Raw genomic sequence first — 16,620 nt, 5'->3', positions numbered from 1 at the left:
TAACGGCGGTATCCGTAGGCAGACGTTTGTGGTGAACATCAGCATATACGGATTTACCGCCGTTTTTCTATCCTGCCTTCACCGCAAACCCTGCCTGTTTCACGCTGATCTGCGAAGAACCAAAATTCCACCGGCGCGGTAATGAAGCGCTCCATCAGGTAGCGCTCCGGCGGGCGAACCTCGGCCTCGAAGATCTCGATGCCCGCATCGGCCAGGCGTCGCTCCAGGTTCAGCAAGTGACGATGCTGGCGGCAGTACAGCCCCAGCACCGGCCGATGGCGGAAATCGCAGAGCTCGAGCGGACGAAGCTCGACACCCGGCTCGTCGCCAACCAGCCGTTCGATACGCGTGCGGAACTCGGCGGGGGCGAACGCCACCGAGGTCTGCAACGGCAGGCGGACGTGGCAAGGGCCGGCATCGGTGGCCAGCCACAGGCGCACTTCGCTGCCGTCCGCGGTATCCCGCCAGTGGCGGGTCAGGACGAAGCCCTGCGGCATCTCGGGCTCTCTCGATAGGGTGGCGATAAGGAGACCGGCAACATTGCTTCGGCCGGCCCTGTGAACGAACAATCCAAGCCGCCCATTATAAGCGGTAATACGTCCGTCATTGACCTGCCATCGGCCTGGCAAACGAATGTCACCTTAACCCGGCAGGATGACTGCAACTTGATCAGGCTAACCGGAGGGCGTCATGACGTATTCACGCAGGGATCTGTTGAAGCTGGGACTTCAGGGCAGCGTCACCTTGGGCGCCCTGGCGGCGGCACCGGCGATCGTGCTGGCCGAGGGCCGCCGGCCGCTCATCACGTCCGGAGTAATGAGCGGTGACATGCTCACGAATCGCGCGATGCTGTGGTCGAGCGTCGATCGTCCCGCCCGGATGCTGGTCGAGGTCGCCGACAATCCCGAGTTTCGCGGTGCCCGTCTGCTGCGCGGCCCCGAGACGCTACCCGAGACGGGGCTGACCGCCAAGCTGGACGCCACCGGGTTGAGCTCGCTGGACGAGCTTCATTATCGCATTCGCTTCGCCGCGCTGGACGATCACCGGGCCGTCAGCGAGCCGGTCGTCGGCCGGCTGCGCCTGCCGCCGACGACCCGCCGCGACGTGCGCTTCGTGTGGTCCGGCGATACCGTCGGCCAGGGCTGGGGCATCGACGAGTCGCGCGGCGGCATGAGCATCTACGAGACCATGCGCCGGCAGCGGCCGGATTTCTTCATCCATTCCGGGGACACGGTCTATGCCGACGGCCCTCTCGAGGCGCGCGTCGAACTGCCCAATGGCGAGGTATGGCGCAATCGGGTGACGCCGGCCAAGCGCAAGGTGGCCGAGACCCTCGACGAGTTCCGAGGCCAGCATGCCTACAATCTCGAGGATGCCAACCTGCGGCGCTTCAACGCGGAAGTGCCGATGCTGGTCCAGTGGGACGATCACGAGACGACCAACAACTGGTATCCCGGCGAGCTGCTCGAGGACGACCGCTATCGCGAGAAGAACGTCTCGCTGCTTGCGGCGCGCTCACGCCGCGCCTTCCTCGAGGCCATGCCGTTGCGGCAGATGCCCGACGCGCCGGGGCGGATCTATCGCAATTTCGCCTACGGCCCGGGGCTCGAGGTGTTCATGCTGGACATGCGCACCTTCCGCAACGCCAACAGCCGCAACCGCCAGGCGGGTGGCGAGACACCCTCTTTCCTGGGCCAACGCCAGATCGACTGGCTGCTGGGCGCGCTTCGCCAATCCACGGCCACCTGGAAGATCATCGCCTCCGACATGCCGATCGGCCTGGTGGTGCGCGATGGCGACGATTTCGAGGCGGTGGCCAACGACGAACCCGGCGAGCCGCTGGGCCGCGAGCGGGAAATCGCCGGGCTGTTGAAGGCGATCCGCGACGAGCGCATCCGCAACGTGGTCTGGCTGACCGCCGACGTCCACTACACCGCCGCCCATCACTATTCGCCGGAACGCGCCAGTTTCAAGGAGTTCGCGCCGTTCTGGGAATTCGTCAGCGGCCCGCTGCATGCCGGCACCTTCGGCCCGGGCGAGCTCGACGCCACCTTCGGCCCGCAAGTGGTCTTCCAGAAGGCGCCGCCCGAGGGACAATCGAACCTGCCGCCCTCCGCGGGCTACCAGTTCTTCGGCCAGGTCGACCTGGACGGCGAAAGCGACGCCCTGACGGTGACGCTGATGGATTCGGCCGGCACGGCGCTGCATAAACAGGTGCTCGAACCGCAGTCCGCCTGATCCCGGCATTCAGATCAGTCCTCTCAAGACACGGCGGTAGGCGTGATAGGGTTGAACGCGTCACGCAGCGTTCGGATTTCGCCATTTTTGGTGAAAAATACTTGAGCCCCGCCGCCGTCGGGGCGATTATCGGCCCCCTCTTGCCAGGTGGCCGGGCGTGGCCATGGCCAGGATGGCATCGGGTCGCGGTAGGCGGGTATTGCGCCCCGCGATTCGACCCCCGTTGAATTTCCGATCTGGAGGCGAACGCATGAGTAAAGCCTTGATTATTGGCGCCGGCGGCGTCGGCGGTGTGGTCACGCACAAGTGCGCGCAGCACCCCGAGGTGTTCCACGAAATCTGTCTGGCCAGTCGCAACGAAGCGAAGTGCAGGGCGATTGCGGACCAGTTGGACCGCCCCATCCAGACCGCCCAGGTCGACGCCGATGACGTCGAGGCGCTGGTCGCGCTGATCGAGTCGTTCAAGCCGGACGTCCTGATCCACGTGGCCCTGCCCTACCAGGACCTGACCATCATGGAGGCCTGCCTGCGCACCGGCGTGCCCTATCTGGATACCGCCAACTACGAGCATCCGGACGAGGCCAAGTTCGAGTACAAGGAGCAGTGGGCATTTCAGGAGCGCTTCGCCAAGGCCGGCAACATGGCCACGCTGGGCTGCGGCTTCGACCCGGGCATGACCAACATCTACTGCGCCTACGGCCAGAAGAACCTGTTCGACGAGATCCAGCGCATCGACATCCTCGATGCCAACGGTGGCGATCATGGTTATCCGTTCGCCACCAACTTCAACCCGGAGATCAACATTCGCGAGATCACCGCGAATGGCCGCTACTGGGAAAAGGGCGAGTGGAAGGAGACCGCGCCGCTGGCCGAGAAGCGCAAATTCGATTTCGACGGTATCGGCGAGAAGGATATCTACCTGCTCTATCACGAGGAGCTCGAATCGCTAGCCCAGAACATCAAGGGCATCGAGCGCATTCGCTTCTGGATGACCTTCTCCGAGAAGTACATCACCCACCTCAAGGTGCTCGAGAACGTCGGCATGACCCGCATCGAGCCGATTAACGTCAACGGCTGCCAGATCTCGCCGCTGCAGTTCCTCAAGGCGGTATTGCCCGATCCGGCCTCGCTGGGTCCGCGCACCAAGGGCAAGACCAACATCGGCGTGATCCTCGACGGCATCAAGGACGGCAAGCGTCGCAAGGTGTACATCTACAACATCAGCGATCACCAGGCGAGCTACCGGGAGGTCAAGTCCCAGGCGATCTCCTACACCACCGGCGTGCCCGCGGTGACCGGCGCGATGTTGATGCTGGAAGGGATCTGGAAGGGCGACGGCGTCTACAACGTCGAGCAGCTCGATCCCGATCCGTTCATGGAGCGCATCGGCGACATGGGCCTGCCGTGGCAGATGGTCGAGCTCGACCCCGACGACGATCCGCTGGCCGATTCGTGATGGCGCAAGCGAGCTACCCGTTCGACGCTTACCCCTTTGACATTGGGGCCTGCCCATCGCCGGCCTATGTGGTCGACGACGCCCTGCTGCGTCGCAATCTCGAGCGGCTGGGCGAAGTTCAGGAGGCCAGCGGGGCGAAGATCCTGCTGGCGCTGAAGGGCTTCGCCATGTGGGACACTTTCCCGCTGGTGAGCCAGTACCTGGTGGGCACGACCTCCAGCGGCCAGGATGAAGCGCGCCTCGGTGCCGAGACCTTCGGCGGCGAGGTCCACGTCTACTCGCCGGCGTTCACCGCGCCGGAGATGGACGTGGTGCTGCGCTACGCCGATCACCTGAGCTTCAACTCGCCGGGCCAGTGGCGGCGCTTTCGCGACACGGTCGCGGCGGCGCCGCGCCGGATTTCCTGCGGCTTGCGGGTCAATCCCGAGCACTCCACCGGCGAAGTCGCCCTCTACGACCCTTGCGCGCCGGGCTCGCGGCTCGGCACCCGGGCCGCGAACCTGAAGCCGGAGGATCTCGACGGCCTGGAGGGGCTGCACTTCCATGCGCTGTGCGAGCAGAACAGCGACGCCCTCGAGGCGACGCTGAACGCCTTCGAGGCTCGGTTCGGTCAGTTTCTCCCGGCCATGCGCTGGGTCAATTTCGGCGGCGGCCATCACATTACCCGCGCCGACTACGACGTGGCGCGGCTGGTGCGGATAATCCGCGATTTCAAGGCCCGCCATCCGCACCTCGAAGTCTACCTGGAGCCGGGCGAGGCGATCGCCCTGAACACCGGCTTCCTGGTGTGCAGCGTGCTGGACATCGTCGACGACGAGGTGCCCAACGCCATCCTCGATACCTCGGCCACCGCGCACATGCCGGACGTGCTGGAGATGCCCTACCGGCCCGAGATCATCGGTGGCGGCAAGCCGAATGAAAAGGCCCACACCTACCGCCTGGGCGGCACCACCTGCCTGGCCGGCGACGTGATCGGCGACTACTCGTTCGATGCGCCACTCGCCATCGGCGACCGGCTGATGTTCACCGACATGGCCCACTACACCATGGTCAAGACCACCACCTTCAACGGCATTCGCCTGCCGTCGATCTGCCGGGTCGACGAGACGAGCCGCGCGGTGCGTACGGTCAAGACCTTCGGCTACGTGGACTATATGCAGCGCTTGAGTTGATCGCTTCGTGGGGCAGGCTTGCGCCTGTCCCACGGATGCACCCGACCGCCAGCCGGGCTACAATCGCCCTTTCGTCCTGGCTCGTGCCCGAGTCCTGGCCGACGCCCTTTTCTCCGTTTCCGATGACCGCTACTAGAGCCGCCATGCCCACTACCGCCAACGCCAAGCGCAAGATTCTGGTCACCAGCGCCCTGCCCTATGCCAACGGCTCGATCCATCTGGGCCACCTGCTGGAATACATCCAGACCGATATCTGGGTGCGTTTCCAGAAGAGCCGCGGCCACGACTGCCACTACGTGTGCGCCGACGATGCCCACGGCACCGCGATCATGCTGCGCGCCGAGCAGGAAGGCATCACCTCGGAGCAGCTGATCGAACGCGTCTCGCAGGAGCATCAGGCGGATTTCGCGCGCTTCGGCGTGGCCTTCGACAACTATCATTCGACGCATTCGGAAGAGAATCGCCTGCACAGCGAGCGCATCTATACCGCGCTGCGCGACGCCGGGCATATCTCGACCCGCGACATCGAGCAGATGTACGACCCGGTCAAGGGGCTGTTCCTCGCCGATCGCTTCATCAAGGGCACCTGCCCCAAGTGCAAGACGCCGGATCAGTACGGCGACAACTGCGAGGCATGCGGCGCGACCTATACCCCGGCCGAGCTGATCAACCCGGTGTCGGCGATCTCCGGTGCCACACCGGAGGTGCGTAGCTCCACTCACTACTTCTTCAAGCTGCCCGATTTCGCCGAGTTCCTGAAGAGCTGGGTTCACCCCGGTCACGTGCAGCCGCAGATCGCCAATAAATTGCAGGAGTGGTTCGAAGCCGGCCTCAACGAGTGGGACATTTCCCGCGATGCGCCCTACTTCGGCTTCGAGATTCCCGACGCCCCGGGCAAGTACTTCTACGTCTGGCTGGACGCGCCGATCGGCTACCTGGCGAGCTTTCAGAATCTCTGCGACCGCGAAGGCATCGACTTCGACAGCTACTGGAGGAACGACTCCGAGGCCGAGGTCTATCACTTCATCGGCAAGGACATCGTCTACTTCCACGCGCTGTTCTGGCCGGCGATGCTCGAAGGCGCCGGGCTGCGCACGCCGAGTGGCGTCAACTGCCACGGCTTCGTCACCGTCAATGGCGCCAAGATGTCCAAGTCACGCGGCACCTTCATCAAGGCCGAGACCTACGCCGAGTACCTGAACCCCGAGTACCTGCGCTACTACTTCGCCGCCAAGCTGACCGCCGGGGTCGACGATCTCGATCTCAACCTCGAGGACTTCGCCTATCGGGTCAACGCCGATCTGGTCGGCAAGGTGGTCAACATCGCCAGCCGCTGCGCCGGCTTCGTCAAGAAGCTCGGCGACGGCAAGCTCGCCGAGCGTGTCGGCCGGCCGGAGCTCGTGCAGCGCGCCGTCGATGCCGGCGAGGCGATCGCCGAGGAATACGAGGCGCGCGAGTTCGCCCGCGCGATGCGCCGGATCATGGAGCTCGCCGACGAGGCCAACGCCTACATCGCCGAGGCCGAGCCCTGGGTGCTGGCCAAGCAGGAGGGCCGCGAGCAGGAAGTCCTGGACATCTGCTCGGTGGGCATCAACCTGTTCCGCCAGTTGATGGTCTACCTGGCCCCGGTGGTGCCGGCCATGGCCGAGCAGGCCCGCGACTTCCTGAATCTCGACAGCCTGGACTGGGAGAGCCGCCATGCCGTGCTCGAAGGCCACGGCATCGAGAAGTTCAAGCCGTTGATGACGCGTATCGAGAGCGACCGGATCGACGCCATGATCGAAGCCTCCAAGGAGGATCTCGCCGTGGAGAAGAAGTTGAAGGAAACCCCCAAGGGCCCGCTCGCCGACGACCCCATCGCCGCGGAAATCGCCTTCGACGACTTCGCCAAGGTCGACCTGCGCATCGTGCGCATCGCCAAGGCGGAATACGTCGAGGGCGCCGACAAGCTGCTCAAGCTGACCCTGGATCTCGGCGGCGAGACGCGCACGGTGTTCTCCGGCATCCGCTCGGCCTACGCCCCGGAAGCGCTGGAAGGTCACCTGACGGTGATGGTCGCCAACCTCGCCCCGCGCAAGATGCGCTTCGGCGTCTCCGAGGGCATGGTGCTGGCCGCCGGTGGCGCTTCTGGCCAGGACGGGGGCATCTATCTGCTGGAGCCGCACAGCGGCGCCGAGCCCGGCCAGCGCGTTACTTGAGTCAATGCCGGCAAGCGATTCCATGCAGGTGCAAGCCATGAGCGTCACGCTGATCGAGGCCATCGACGCCGAATTGCCGCAGACGCAGTGCGGCAAGTGCGGCCATCCCGGCTGCCGCCCGTATGCCGAGGCGATCGCCGCCGGCGACGCGATCAATCGCTGCCCGCCGGGCGGCGAGCGCACCGTGGCGCGACTGGCCGAGCTCACCGATCGGCCGGCCGAGCCGCTGGCGCAGCCGGCCGAATCGCCGCAGCTCGCGGTGATCCGCGAGGACGAATGCATCGGTTGCACCAAGTGCATTCAGGCCTGCCCGGTCGACGCCATCCTGGGTGCGGCCAAGCAGATGCACACCGTGCTCGCCGGCGAATGCACCGGCTGCGAGCTGTGCATCGCGCCCTGCCCGGTGGATTGCATCGACATCGTGCCCCACCCGGACTGGCAGATGGCGTTGACGTCGGCCGACCGGGATGGCTTCCTCGCCCGCCGCGCAACACTCGGACGCCAGCGCTTCGAGGCGCGCCAGGCCCGCTTGCAGCGCCAGGCCGAGGAGCGCCGGCAACGCCGCGAGCGGCGCCAGGCAACGGCTCGTCAATCAGCGCCTGTGGAGTCCGCTCCGCCCGCCGATCCGGCCACGCTCAAGGCCTCCCGGGCGACGCTCTCGGTGACGCTCAAGCGCCTGGAGCGCAAGCGTCAAAGGGCCGGGGCCAATATAGGGGCCGCGAGCGATGCCGAGCGCCGCGAACTCGATGCGCGCATCGCCGAGCAGCGAACGCGGCTCGACATGATCGCCCGCCAGCTCGAGGGCCAGACACCGCCGGCCGCCCACGCCAACCGCCAGCGGCTGGCGGAAAACGCCGCCGAACAGGCACTGCGTCGGGCACGGGCGCAACTCGCCCATGCCCAGCGCCAGCACGATACGGCGGCCATCGCCGCTGCCCAGGCCCAGATCGCCCAGGCCCAGGCGATGCGCGACGCCGCGCGGCAAAACCATTGACCCGCTGACCGAGCGGCCTCGACCCGCCGGCAGGTATTCGGAATGTCATGAACGCTCAGAAACGCCACGAGATCTTCGCCCGCCTGCGCGAACACACTCCCGAGCCGACCACCGAACTCAACTGGACGACGCCGTTCGAATTGCTGACCGCGGTGCTGCTGTCGGCCCAGGCCACCGATGTCGGCGTCAACAAGGCCTGCGCGCGGCTGTTCCCGGTCGCCAACACCCCGCAGGCGATCCTCGCTCTGGGCCTCGACGGCCTCAAGGAACACATCAGGACCATCGGCCTGTACAACACCAAGGCCGAGAATCTGATGAAGACCTGCCGGATGCTGGTCGAACGACACGGCGGCGAGGTACCGCAGACCCGTGAGGCCCTCGAGGCGCTGCCCGGCGTGGGCCGCAAGACCGCCAACGTGATCCTCAACACCGCCTTCGGTCAGCCGACCATCGCCGTGGACACGCATATCTTTCGAGTCTCCAACCGCACCCGCATCGCCACCGGCAAGAACGTCGTCGAAGTCGAGCAGAAACTGCTGCGCCACGTGCCCCGGGAGTTTCGCCGCGACGCCCACCATTGGCTGATCCTGCACGGCCGCTACACCTGCGTAGCGCGCAAGCCGCGCTGCGGCAGCTGCGTGATCGAGGATCTCTGCGAGTTCCCGGACAAGCTCGATATCGCCTAGTCGCACCGGCGCCATGCAGTGGGTTACATCGAGAACTCGCCACCCTTCTCGATGGCCCGCTGGTAGGCGGGGCGCTCGCGCATGCGCGCCAGGCAGGCCAGGAGATTCGGACGCTCGCCCAGCCCGCCACGGGCCTCGCGCGCCAGCAGCGGAAAGCTCATCTGGATGTCCGCCGCGGTGAACTGCTCGCCGGCGAACCAGCGCGAGGCCGCCAGTTGGCTTTCCCAGAAATCCAGATGACGACGCATCTGCGGTTCGAGATATTTCGCCTTGACGCCGTTGGCCAGCGCCCGCCCGAAGGGGCGCATCAGCGCCGGCACCGGCGGCTTGCCGAGCCGGGTGAACACCAGCGACATCACCAGCAGGGGCATCGCCGAGCCTTCGGCGTAATGCAACCAATAGCGGTAATGGCGGTACTCGGCGCTGCCGGCCGGCGGCACCAGTCGGCGCTGATGATCGTAGGCCTCGATCAGATAATCGATGATCGCGCCGGATTCGGCGACGCTGACCTGGTCATCGACGAGCACCGGCGACTTGCCCAACGGATGAACCTGTTTGAGCGAGTCCGGCGCCAGCATCGTTTGCGGATCGCGACGATAGCCGACGATCTCGTAGTCGAGTTCCAGCTCTTCGAGCAGCCACAGCACGCGCTGCGAGCGCGAATTTTCCAGATGATGAACGCCAATCATGCCCAACCTCCTGAAGTCGGCCACCAGTGTGACCCTCGCCCCGCGCCGAAGCCAATCACGGCGATAGGCGGCCCTCCGCGAGCGCATAAAAAACGGCACCCGGTGAGGTGCCGTGGCGTCATGCCGGCCGCGTCCGAGCCGGCTGTCGGCTTCAGCGCGTCTTGAAGATCTCGTCGCCCAGGTCGTCGATGAATCGCCGGGCCTTGTTCAGGGTCAGTTCCACGCAGGCCTCGCGGGAGGCGACCACGTCCGAGCGCTCGAAGCGATGCTCGAGCGTCTCGCCGCCCTCGACCGGCTTGCGGATCCAGCCGCTGACTCGATACTGACCGCCGGCGTCCTGTGGGTCCGGAGTGATCAGGTAGCCGCGATGGTCGGTCGCGGGGATCTCTTCGTCGTTGACGTCGCCGGTCCGAAACAGACCGCCGATAAGCCGTTTGAGCATGCCTTCCTCCTTGCAGGACGTGGCCGGCCTGGACACCCGGTCCGGCCGGCCGCCTTTTAATCGGCCTGGCGGCCCTTGCCGGCGGCGATCCGCAGGCGCAGCGCATTGAGCTTGATGAAGCCTTCGGCATCCTTCTGATTATAGGCGCCGGCGTCATCCTCGAACGTGGCGATGGACTCATCGAACAGCGACTCGTCGGATTTGCGCCCGACCACGGTCGCACTGCCCTTGTAGAGCTTCACGCGCACCACGCCGTTGACGTAGGTCTGGGTCTCGTCGATCGCCGCCTGCAGCATCTTGCGTTCCGGGCTCCACCAGTAGCCGTTGTAGATCACCTCGGCATACTTGGGCATCAGCTCGTCCTTGAGGTGCGCCGCTTCGCGATCGAGCGTGATCGATTCGATGGCGCGATGGGCGCGCAGCATGATGGTGCCCCCCGGCGTTTCGTAGCAGCCGCGCGACTTCATGCCCACGTAGCGGTTCTCGACGATGTCGAGGCGGCCGATGCCGTTGTCGCCACCCAGCTTGTTGAGCCTGGAGAGCACGTCGTGGGGCGCCAGGCGCTCGCCGTCGATGGCGACGATGTCGCCCTGCTCGAAGCTCAGCTCGATGTAGGTGGGCGTGTCCGGCGCGGCCTCGGGTGCGACGCTCCAGCGCCACATGTCCTCTTCGGCCTCGGCCCAGGGATCCTCGAGGATGCCGCCCTCGTAGGAGATGTGCAGCAGGTTGGCGTCCATCGAATACGGCGACGTCTTCTTGCTCTTGGAGAAGTCGACTGGGATCTGGTGCTGCTCGCAGTAGTTCATCAGCTTCTCGCGCGAGGTCAGGTCCCACTCGCGCCACGGCGCGATGACCTTGACACCCGGCTTGAGCGCGTAGGCGCCGAGCTCGAAGCGCACCTGGTCGTTGCCCTTGCCGGTGGCGCCGTGGGAGATCGCGTCGGCGCCGGTGGCATTGGCGATCTCGATCAGCCGCCTGGCGATCAGCGGCCGGGCGATCGAGGTACCCAGCAGGTACTCGCCTTCGTAGAGGGTGTTGGCGCGGAACATCGGATAGACGTAATCGCGCACGAACTCCTCGCGCAGATCCTCGATGTGGATCTCCTTGACGCCCAGCGCCTGGGCCTTGCTGCGCGCCGGCTCGACTTCCTCGCCCTGGCCGATGTCGGCGGTGAAGGTCACCACCTCGCAGTCGTAGGTTTCCTGCAGCCATTTGACGATCACCGAGGTATCCAGACCGCCGGAATAGGCGAGGACTACCTTTTTGACATCGGACATCGGGGGCTCCTTGTGACTCATGACATGGGCGATGACGCCGGTGAATGGCGTCTCCACCGCGGCTTTGCGATCGACCGATTATAGCGCCCAGGCCGGGCGGCGAATACCGCCACGGTGGGGACGCCCTGCAAGCGAGATGCTAGACTCTCGGCCATTGTGCGCGGGGCGACCGCGAAGGAGCGACTCAGGACGGGAGAGAGGCATGACCGAAGCGAACGCCCCAGGGCTGATGGCACAGCGTTTCCGCAGCTTTATGCCGGTGGTGGTCGACCTGGAAACCGGCGGTTTCAACGCCCAGGGCGATGCCATTCTGGAAATCGCCGCCGTCACCCTGAGCATGGACGCGCTGGGTAACCTGATGCCCGAAGACACCTACGCCTTTCATGTCGAGCCTTTCCCGGGCGCCAATATCGACCAGGCGGCACTGGATTTCACCGGCATCGATCTCGACAATCCGCTACGCAAGAACGTCGCCTTGAGCGAGGCCCAGGCGCTGGGCGAGATCTTCCGCCCGGTACGCAAGGCGATCAAGGCCAACAACTGCACCCGGGCGATACTGGTCGGCCACAACGCCGCCTTCGATCACGGCTTCCTCAATGCCGCGATCGCCCGCTGCGGGATCAAGCGCAACCCCTTCCACCCCTTTTCGAGCTTTGATACCGCGTCGCTCTCGGGGCTCGTCTATGGCCAGACCGTGCTCGCCCGCGCCTGCCGCGCAGCGGGGATCGAGTTCGACAATGCCGCGGCCCACTCGGCACGCTACGACACCCAACGCACCGCCGAGCTGTTCTGCGCCATCGTCAACCGCTTCAAGGATCTCGGCGGCTGGAACCTGGCGCTGCGCGAACAGGGGATGGAAGAAGGCTGACTGCCCTGTACCGGAAGCGGCTCGGCGGGAATGGCGAGGTCGTGTAGTCAACGGAAACCGGCGAGCCTGCTGCTCGCCGGACTTGCCTGCTGGCCTCAGTGACGCTCCCAGCCGGCCGGCTGGCTGACATCGTTCTGGGCATCCTGGGAACCGGCCACGCCGGGCTTGTCGATGACCTGAACGGTACTGGCCTGGGGGCCCTTCTCGCCCGCTTCAGGCTCGAAACGCACCTGGGCGCCCACGGTCAGCCGGTCGAAGTCGTTGTGCAACACGGAGTTGCGGTGAAAATAGATTTCCTCACCGCTGAGATTCTTGAGGAAACCATAACCCTCCTCCTCGAACATGCGCATTACGGTAGCCACCGGCGGCGCCACCTCGTCGCCCTCGGAGTGCTTGACCTTCTTGGCCTCGCGCTTGCCGCTCTCCTTTTTCAGCTGCTTTTCCATCGCCTCGAAGGCATGCTTGATGATCGGGCGCAGCTGAACGTGCATATCGGTGACCGTATCGGTCTTTTCGGCGACCAGTTCACGTTTGAAGGGCAACGAAACCGACACATGAGCACGATAGGGGTTGCCGGTACGGTGCGGATTCTGGGTCTGCTCGATGGTGAATCGGCAGGAGACGATGTTGTCGCTGAACTGTTCGAGCTTCTCGACGCGGGTTTTGACGTATTCGTCGATCCAGCCGGAGCGGGAAATGTGGTTGTAGGTGATTTCCAATGGTACTTGCATAGGGAGCCTCCCTGATCATGCCCTTTGGGTGAACGATCGTTTCGACCATTCCAAGGCTCAGCGTGGTAGCCATGCAAGCGCATTTCAACGACTTGAGTACGGCAATTTCGTATCCAAGGGTATCCCGCCAGGCTCATGCAAGCAGCTTCACAAAGCCCGGCTCGCACAGCGAATCCGCTCAAGCCACGCAGCGAATCCCTCTGAAGAAAAAGGCCCGCGAGTCAGCGACTCGCGGGCCCGGCTAGCGGCCAGATCGACGGCGAATCGAATCAGGCCTTGTCGTCCTGCTCGGCGCCGGCCTTGGCGGCGGCATCCTTGATCAGCGTCTCGAGCTCGCCGTTCTGGTACATCTCGACGACGATGTCGCAGCCGCCGACCAATTCGCCATGGACCCACAATTGCGGGAACGTCGGCCAGTTGGCGTACTTGGGCAGCTCGGCGCGGATATCGGGATTGTCGAGCACGTTGACGAAGGCGAAGCGTTCGCCGCAGGCCATCAGCGCCTGTACGGTCTGCGCCGAAAAGCCGCACTGCGGCAACTGCGGCGTGCCCTTCATGTAGATCAGGATCGGGTTTTCGGCGATCTGCTGCTGGATGTTGTCTAGCGTGGTAGTCATGGGACCTTCCTTACCGGGGCATCGAGAAGTCGACGATGCCGCGTTACCGGTGAATGTTGGCGTGCTGGCCATTTTACGCGGGTCGCCAGGCGAAAGCAGCCCTGACCCGCCAAGATCGCACCCGCGCGTTGCGCCGCTGCCGGCCTGTGGCTAGGATGGTCGTCTTTCGCACGGCCGTAGGATGCAAGGCATCAAGGCCGGGGCGCCGCTAGCGCTGGTGGGCAACGACTCATCAGGGTGCGGCGCCCTTTTCGTTCGCGGCCCGCCGATGACAGGAGCTAGCCATGGCGACACGCCACTTTCTGACCCTGCTGGACCTTACCCCCGACGAGCTCGGTTACCTGATTCGTCGCGCGGTCACCATCAAGAATGGCCTCAAGACCCACGGGCCGACCTATACGCCACTGCCCAACCGTACGCTGGCGATGATCTTCGAGAAATCCTCGACCCGCACCCGGGTCTCGTTCGAGACGGCGATGGCCCAGTTCGGCGGCCATGCGCTGTTTCTCTCGCCCCGCGACACCCAGCTGGGCCGCGGCGAGCCGATCGCCGATACCGCACGCGTGCTAGCGGAGATGGTCGACGCGGTAATGATCCGCACCTTCGCCCACGCCGACCTGGAAGCCTTCGCTGCGGCCAGCGACGTGCCGGTCATCAATGCCCTGACCGACGCCTATCACCCCTGCCAGCTGCTCGCCGACGTCATGACCTGGAGCGAATGCCGCGGCGCGGTGCTCGGCAAGACCGCGGTGTGGATCGGCGACGGCAACAACATGTGCCACTCGTGGATCAATGCGGCCCGCCAGTTCGATTTTCAACTGCGCGTGTGTTGCCCGGAAGGCTATGAGCCCGACGCGACGATCCTCGCCGCCGCCGGCGAGCGCGTCTCGATCATGCGCGACCCGCAGCAGGCGGTCGTCGGCGCCAATCTGGTGACCACCGACGTCTGGGCGTCGATGGGCCAGGAAGAGGAACAGGCCAAGCGCGCCCAGGCCTTCCGGGGCTTTCAGGTCGACGAGGCGATGCTCGACAAGGCCGCCGCCGATGTGTTGTTTCTGCACTGCCTGCCGGCCCACCGCGGCGAGGAGATCAGCGCCACCCTGCTCGACGACCCGCGCGCGGTGGTCTGGCAGGAAGCCGGCAACCGGCTGCACGCCCAGAAGGCGCTGCTCGAATTTTTGATGCTCGGCCGGGTCGACTGAGCGCTCGGCGCCTCAATCGCACCGAGGAGACTCACTTCAGCGCCTTGATCAGCGCGCCGAAGCCGTCCGGCGCGCGGGCATCCTCCCGCGCGCTGGTGGTGACCCGCGCCGTGCGATCCCAGGCGACCCGGTAACCGCCGGCTTCCAGGGCACGCACCAGTTGCACGTCCTCGTGGCAGCGCAGCGGCTTGAAGCCGCCGACCGCCTGATAGGCCAGCGCGCAGACGCCGAGATTGGCGCCGTAGATTCGCTGCTCGCCGTGATCGTAACCCAGATAGTTCTGCCGCAAGGCCACCGGCAAGCGCTCCCACTCGGCCAGCCGGATGCCCCCGCAAACCACATCGCTACCCACGCTGCATTGCGAGGCCAACCAGTCGGCGCTGACCCGGCTATCGGCATCGGTAAACGCCAACCAGCGCGCACCGCGCGCCAGCAACCATTGAGCGCCGGCGTGGCGCGCCATACCGACATTGGGACCGGCGACCTCGAGCACGGTCACCGGGTGGCGTCGGGCGATCGCTGCCGAGCCGTCGTGGCACGTATCCAGCACCACCGCCACGTTGACCGTTTCGCCCCTCAGCCGCGGATGGTCGATTGCTTGAAGCAGCGCCTCCAGACAGCCCTCGAGATACGCCTCCTCGTTGTGTGCCGGTACCACGACGCCGATCATGTGGCGAGTTCCTTATCCGTCATAACAGCCCTCCCGTTGGGCCAACGAATCGCTTGCCCGCGACCATAGATCGATCGCCAGATCGGCTTCGCGATGATATACGACCGGCTGCAAACCCGGTGTCGCCTCCAGCAGCCGGTGGACGCCGTCGCCATCCAGCTCGCCGCCCTGGATCGGGTGGCGCCAATGGCAGGCCAGCAGCTCGCCGCCGGGCGCCAGCGAGGCGGCGATAAGCGCGCGCACTTCGAGCAGCTCGGCACGCGACAGGAAATAGCCGATTTCGCTGAACACGATCAACTCGAAGCGACCGCCCGGCCAGGCGGCCGGCACCCAGCCAGAGGCGAACGTCACGGCACCGGCATCCCGACCCGCCGCAGCCACCCTGCCACGCGCGGCATCGAGCGCCGCTTCGCTGGTATCCCAGGCCAGCAATTCATCGCAGCGCGCAGCCAGCTCAGCGGTCAGCACGCCGATCGAGCAACCGGGTTCGAACGCCCGGGCGTAACGCTCCCGGGTCAGGGCAGTCAGCGTCAGCGCACGCTTGCGGGCTTCGTACCAGGAGGTCTCGTAGTTCCACGGGTCGGCGTCGCGCGCATACAGCGCCGAGAAGTCGTCCGGCCCGAAACTCATTGCAGGACGACCTCGAACGGGCGCAGCAGCCGAGCCAGCGCCGTCGCGGGCAACACCGGCCCCCGCCCGGTCGAGGCGTCCTCGCCGAGCTGGCTTGAGTGGGCCTCGATCGCCGCGCACTTGGCGGCCAGCTGGTCGGGGGTCAGCACGGTGCGTCGCGCGCGCTGCCAGGGCACGCGCGGATCGCCGGGCCACGACCAATGCCAGGCCCATACCGGCGTCTCGAGCAGGCCGCAGCCAATCGACTGGGCCGCTTGCGCGCAGACACGCCCGCAGGCTTCGTGATCCGGATGGCCGTCGCCGCGCCAGGTGGTCACGATCACGTCATCGGAACGCAGGAAATCCTCGAGCCACGCCTGAAGCCGGCGCGCCTGCGCGGCGACCCGGGTATCGCTCAGCCCCAGACGCTGGACGCTGACGGCGCCCGCGCCCAACCGTTGCAAGGCTTCGCGACTCTCGCGAGGGCGCTCGCGGGCCAGCCGCTCGGGCGGCCAGAGACGCGACCCGGGGTGACTGCCGGCGCCATCGGTGACGGCGACCAGCAGCACCGCGCGGCGTGCTTCCAGCAAGCGCAGCATGAGCCCGCCGCAGGCCAGGATCTCGTCGTCGGGATGGGGCGCCACGATGACCGCCCGCTGCCCCTGGGCGATCAGCTCGTCAGGCGCGACGGCGGGCAGCGCCTCGAGGCCGATCCAGTCGGCTTCCGGGGTCCCCGCCCCTTCGATGCGTCGATCGTCGGCGTGCTGCATG

17 protein-coding genes are annotated in these 16,620 nt (G+C 65.8%); 8 read left to right on the top strand and 9 right to left on the bottom strand.

What is annotated here, in order from left to right; all coding sequences use genetic code 11:
* Window positions 1-53: 53 nt before the first annotated feature.
* On the bottom strand, window positions 54-497 hold the full coding sequence (locus K7I12_RS04890) for a hypothetical protein (protein WP_231663258.1): 444 nt from the start codon (window positions 495-497) through the stop codon (window positions 54-56).
* A gap of 193 nt (window positions 498-690) precedes the next feature.
* On the opposite strand from K7I12_RS04890, the gene K7I12_RS04885 reads away from it, so the two are divergent.
* The 6 genes from K7I12_RS04885 to nth all read left to right on the top strand — a co-directional run bounded on the left by K7I12_RS04885 (window position 691) and on the right by nth (window position 8,744).
* Window positions 691-2,238 carry an alkaline phosphatase D family protein gene (locus tag K7I12_RS04885; RefSeq protein WP_231663256.1) on the top strand — a complete coding sequence of 516 codons (1,548 nt, stop codon included), beginning with the start codon at window positions 691-693 and terminating at the stop codon, window positions 2,236-2,238.
* Between the two features lie 250 nt (window positions 2,239-2,488).
* The gene (locus K7I12_RS04880; protein ID WP_031383842.1) at window positions 2,489-3,694 is read left to right on the top strand and encodes a saccharopine dehydrogenase family protein; all 1,206 of its coding nucleotides are present in this window, start codon (window positions 2,489-2,491) and stop codon (window positions 3,692-3,694) included.
* Window positions 3,694-4,866, top strand: coding sequence for a carboxynorspermidine decarboxylase (gene nspC / locus K7I12_RS04875; protein ID WP_031383843.1), 1,173 nt, complete (start codon window positions 3,694-3,696; stop codon window positions 4,864-4,866). Before K7I12_RS04880 ends, nspC begins: the two co-directional genes overlap by 1 nt.
* Window positions 4,867-5,009: 143 nt before the next feature.
* The gene (gene metG, locus K7I12_RS04870; protein ID WP_031383844.1) at window positions 5,010-7,064 is read left to right on the top strand and encodes a methionine--tRNA ligase; all 2,055 of its coding nucleotides are present in this window, start codon (window positions 5,010-5,012) and stop codon (window positions 7,062-7,064) included.
* 4 nt (window positions 7,065-7,068) lie between these two features.
* Entirely contained in the window at window positions 7,069-8,058 is a 990-nt protein-coding gene (locus K7I12_RS04865; protein ID WP_331460575.1) for an RnfABCDGE type electron transport complex subunit B, read from the top strand.
* Window positions 8,059-8,105: 47 nt separating this feature from the next.
* Window positions 8,106-8,744: an endonuclease III gene (gene nth, locus K7I12_RS04860; protein WP_231663250.1), complete on the top strand. Its 639-nt coding sequence runs from the start codon at window positions 8,106-8,108 to the stop codon at window positions 8,742-8,744.
* A gap of 23 nt (window positions 8,745-8,767) precedes the next feature.
* Here the strand turns inward: nth and K7I12_RS04855 are convergent, their stop codons facing one another.
* From K7I12_RS04855 to K7I12_RS04845, 3 genes are all read right to left on the bottom strand, one after another.
* Window positions 8,768-9,433: a glutathione S-transferase gene (locus K7I12_RS04855; RefSeq protein ID WP_231663247.1), complete on the bottom strand. Its 666-nt coding sequence runs from the start codon at window positions 9,431-9,433 to the stop codon at window positions 8,768-8,770.
* A 151-nt stretch (window positions 9,434-9,584) separates the two neighbouring features.
* Window positions 9,585-9,875, bottom strand: a complete 291-nt coding sequence (locus tag K7I12_RS04850) for an HlyU family transcriptional regulator (RefSeq protein WP_231663245.1) — start codon at window positions 9,873-9,875, stop codon at window positions 9,585-9,587.
* Window positions 9,876-9,931: 56 nt separating this feature from the next.
* Window positions 9,932-11,152, bottom strand: coding sequence for an argininosuccinate synthase (locus K7I12_RS04845; protein ID WP_231663243.1), 1,221 nt, complete (start codon window positions 11,150-11,152; stop codon window positions 9,932-9,934).
* A 202-nt stretch (window positions 11,153-11,354) separates the two neighbouring features.
* Here K7I12_RS04845 and rnt point away from each other — a divergent pair, with 202 nt between their 5' ends.
* A complete protein-coding gene (gene rnt / locus K7I12_RS04840) occupies window positions 11,355-12,020 on the top strand; it encodes a ribonuclease T (RefSeq protein ID WP_231663241.1) in 666 nt (221 codons plus the stop codon).
* Between the two features lie 95 nt (window positions 12,021-12,115).
* On the opposite strand, the gene K7I12_RS04835 is transcribed toward rnt, so the two are convergent.
* Window positions 12,116-12,751: an HPF/RaiA family ribosome-associated protein gene (locus tag K7I12_RS04835; protein ID WP_231663239.1), complete on the bottom strand. Its 636-nt coding sequence runs from the start codon at window positions 12,749-12,751 to the stop codon at window positions 12,116-12,118.
* A gap of 269 nt (window positions 12,752-13,020) precedes the next feature.
* A complete protein-coding gene (locus K7I12_RS04830; RefSeq protein WP_231663237.1) occupies window positions 13,021-13,368 on the bottom strand; it encodes a Grx4 family monothiol glutaredoxin in 348 nt (115 codons plus the stop codon).
* Between the two features lie 284 nt (window positions 13,369-13,652).
* On the opposite strand from K7I12_RS04830, the gene argF reads away from it, so the two are divergent.
* Window positions 13,653-14,570, top strand: a complete 918-nt coding sequence (argF, locus tag K7I12_RS04825) for an ornithine carbamoyltransferase (protein ID WP_031383853.1) — start codon at window positions 13,653-13,655, stop codon at window positions 14,568-14,570.
* 31 nt (window positions 14,571-14,601) lie between these two features.
* Here the strand turns inward: argF and K7I12_RS04820 are convergent, their stop codons facing one another.
* Genes K7I12_RS04820 through K7I12_RS04810 form a run of 3 tightly spaced genes read right to left on the bottom strand, consistent with a single transcriptional unit; the run spans window position 14,602 to window position 16,619 of the window.
* Window positions 14,602-15,240 (bottom strand): glycosyltransferase, encoded by a 639-nt coding sequence (locus K7I12_RS04820; protein WP_031383854.1) that lies wholly within the window; start codon window positions 15,238-15,240, stop codon window positions 14,602-14,604.
* 12 nt (window positions 15,241-15,252) lie between these two features.
* Window positions 15,253-15,870, bottom strand: a complete 618-nt coding sequence (locus K7I12_RS04815) for an SAM-dependent methyltransferase (protein ID WP_031383855.1) — start codon at window positions 15,868-15,870, stop codon at window positions 15,253-15,255.
* Window positions 15,867-16,619, bottom strand: coding sequence for a PIG-L deacetylase family protein (locus K7I12_RS04810; RefSeq protein ID WP_031383856.1), 753 nt, complete (start codon window positions 16,617-16,619; stop codon window positions 15,867-15,869). Before K7I12_RS04810 ends, K7I12_RS04815 begins: the two co-directional genes overlap by 4 nt.
* Between the last annotated feature and the right edge of the window lies 1 nt (window position 16,620).

The organism is Halomonas sp. IOP_31, from assembly GCF_021151495.1.
Lineage (GTDB): Bacteria > Pseudomonadota > Gammaproteobacteria > Pseudomonadales > Halomonadaceae > Modicisalibacter > Modicisalibacter zincidurans.
The sequence above is the reverse complement of the archived record's forward strand: the minus strand, read 5'-3'. Positions and strand labels throughout refer to the sequence as shown.

Coding starts and splice junctions, on each gene's coding strand:
- rnt (WP_231663241.1), top strand. CDS start 11,355: ATGACCGAAGCGAACGCCCCAGGGCTGATGGCACAGCGTTTCCGCAGC.
- K7I12_RS04820 (WP_031383854.1), bottom strand. CDS start 15,240: ATGATCGGCGTCGTGGTACCGGCACACAACGAGGAGGCGTATCTCGAG.
- K7I12_RS04850 (WP_231663245.1), bottom strand. CDS start 9,875: ATGCTCAAACGGCTTATCGGCGGTCTGTTTCGGACCGGCGACGTCAAC.
- K7I12_RS04880 (WP_031383842.1), top strand. CDS start 2,489: ATGAGTAAAGCCTTGATTATTGGCGCCGGCGGCGTCGGCGGTGTGGTC.
- K7I12_RS04885 (WP_231663256.1), top strand. CDS start 691: ATGACGTATTCACGCAGGGATCTGTTGAAGCTGGGACTTCAGGGCAGC.
- K7I12_RS04865 (WP_331460575.1), top strand. CDS start 7,069: ATGCCGGCAAGCGATTCCATGCAGGTGCAAGCCATGAGCGTCACGCTG.
- nspC (WP_031383843.1), top strand. CDS start 3,694: ATGGCGCAAGCGAGCTACCCGTTCGACGCTTACCCCTTTGACATTGGG.
- K7I12_RS04835 (WP_231663239.1), bottom strand. CDS start 12,751: ATGCAAGTACCATTGGAAATCACCTACAACCACATTTCCCGCTCCGGC.
- K7I12_RS04810 (WP_031383856.1), bottom strand. CDS start 16,619: ATGCAGCACGCCGACGATCGACGCATCGAAGGGGCGGGGACCCCGGAA.
- nth (WP_231663250.1), top strand. CDS start 8,106: ATGAACGCTCAGAAACGCCACGAGATCTTCGCCCGCCTGCGCGAACAC.
- K7I12_RS04815 (WP_031383855.1), bottom strand. CDS start 15,870: ATGAGTTTCGGGCCGGACGACTTCTCGGCGCTGTATGCGCGCGACGCC.
- K7I12_RS04830 (WP_231663237.1), bottom strand. CDS start 13,368: ATGACTACCACGCTAGACAACATCCAGCAGCAGATCGCCGAAAACCCG.
- metG (WP_031383844.1), top strand. CDS start 5,010: ATGCCCACTACCGCCAACGCCAAGCGCAAGATTCTGGTCACCAGCGCC.
- argF (WP_031383853.1), top strand. CDS start 13,653: ATGGCGACACGCCACTTTCTGACCCTGCTGGACCTTACCCCCGACGAG.
- K7I12_RS04845 (WP_231663243.1), bottom strand. CDS start 11,152: ATGTCCGATGTCAAAAAGGTAGTCCTCGCCTATTCCGGCGGTCTGGAT.
- K7I12_RS04855 (WP_231663247.1), bottom strand. CDS start 9,433: ATGATTGGCGTTCATCATCTGGAAAATTCGCGCTCGCAGCGCGTGCTG.
- K7I12_RS04890 (WP_231663258.1), bottom strand. CDS start 497: ATGCCGCAGGGCTTCGTCCTGACCCGCCACTGGCGGGATACCGCGGAC.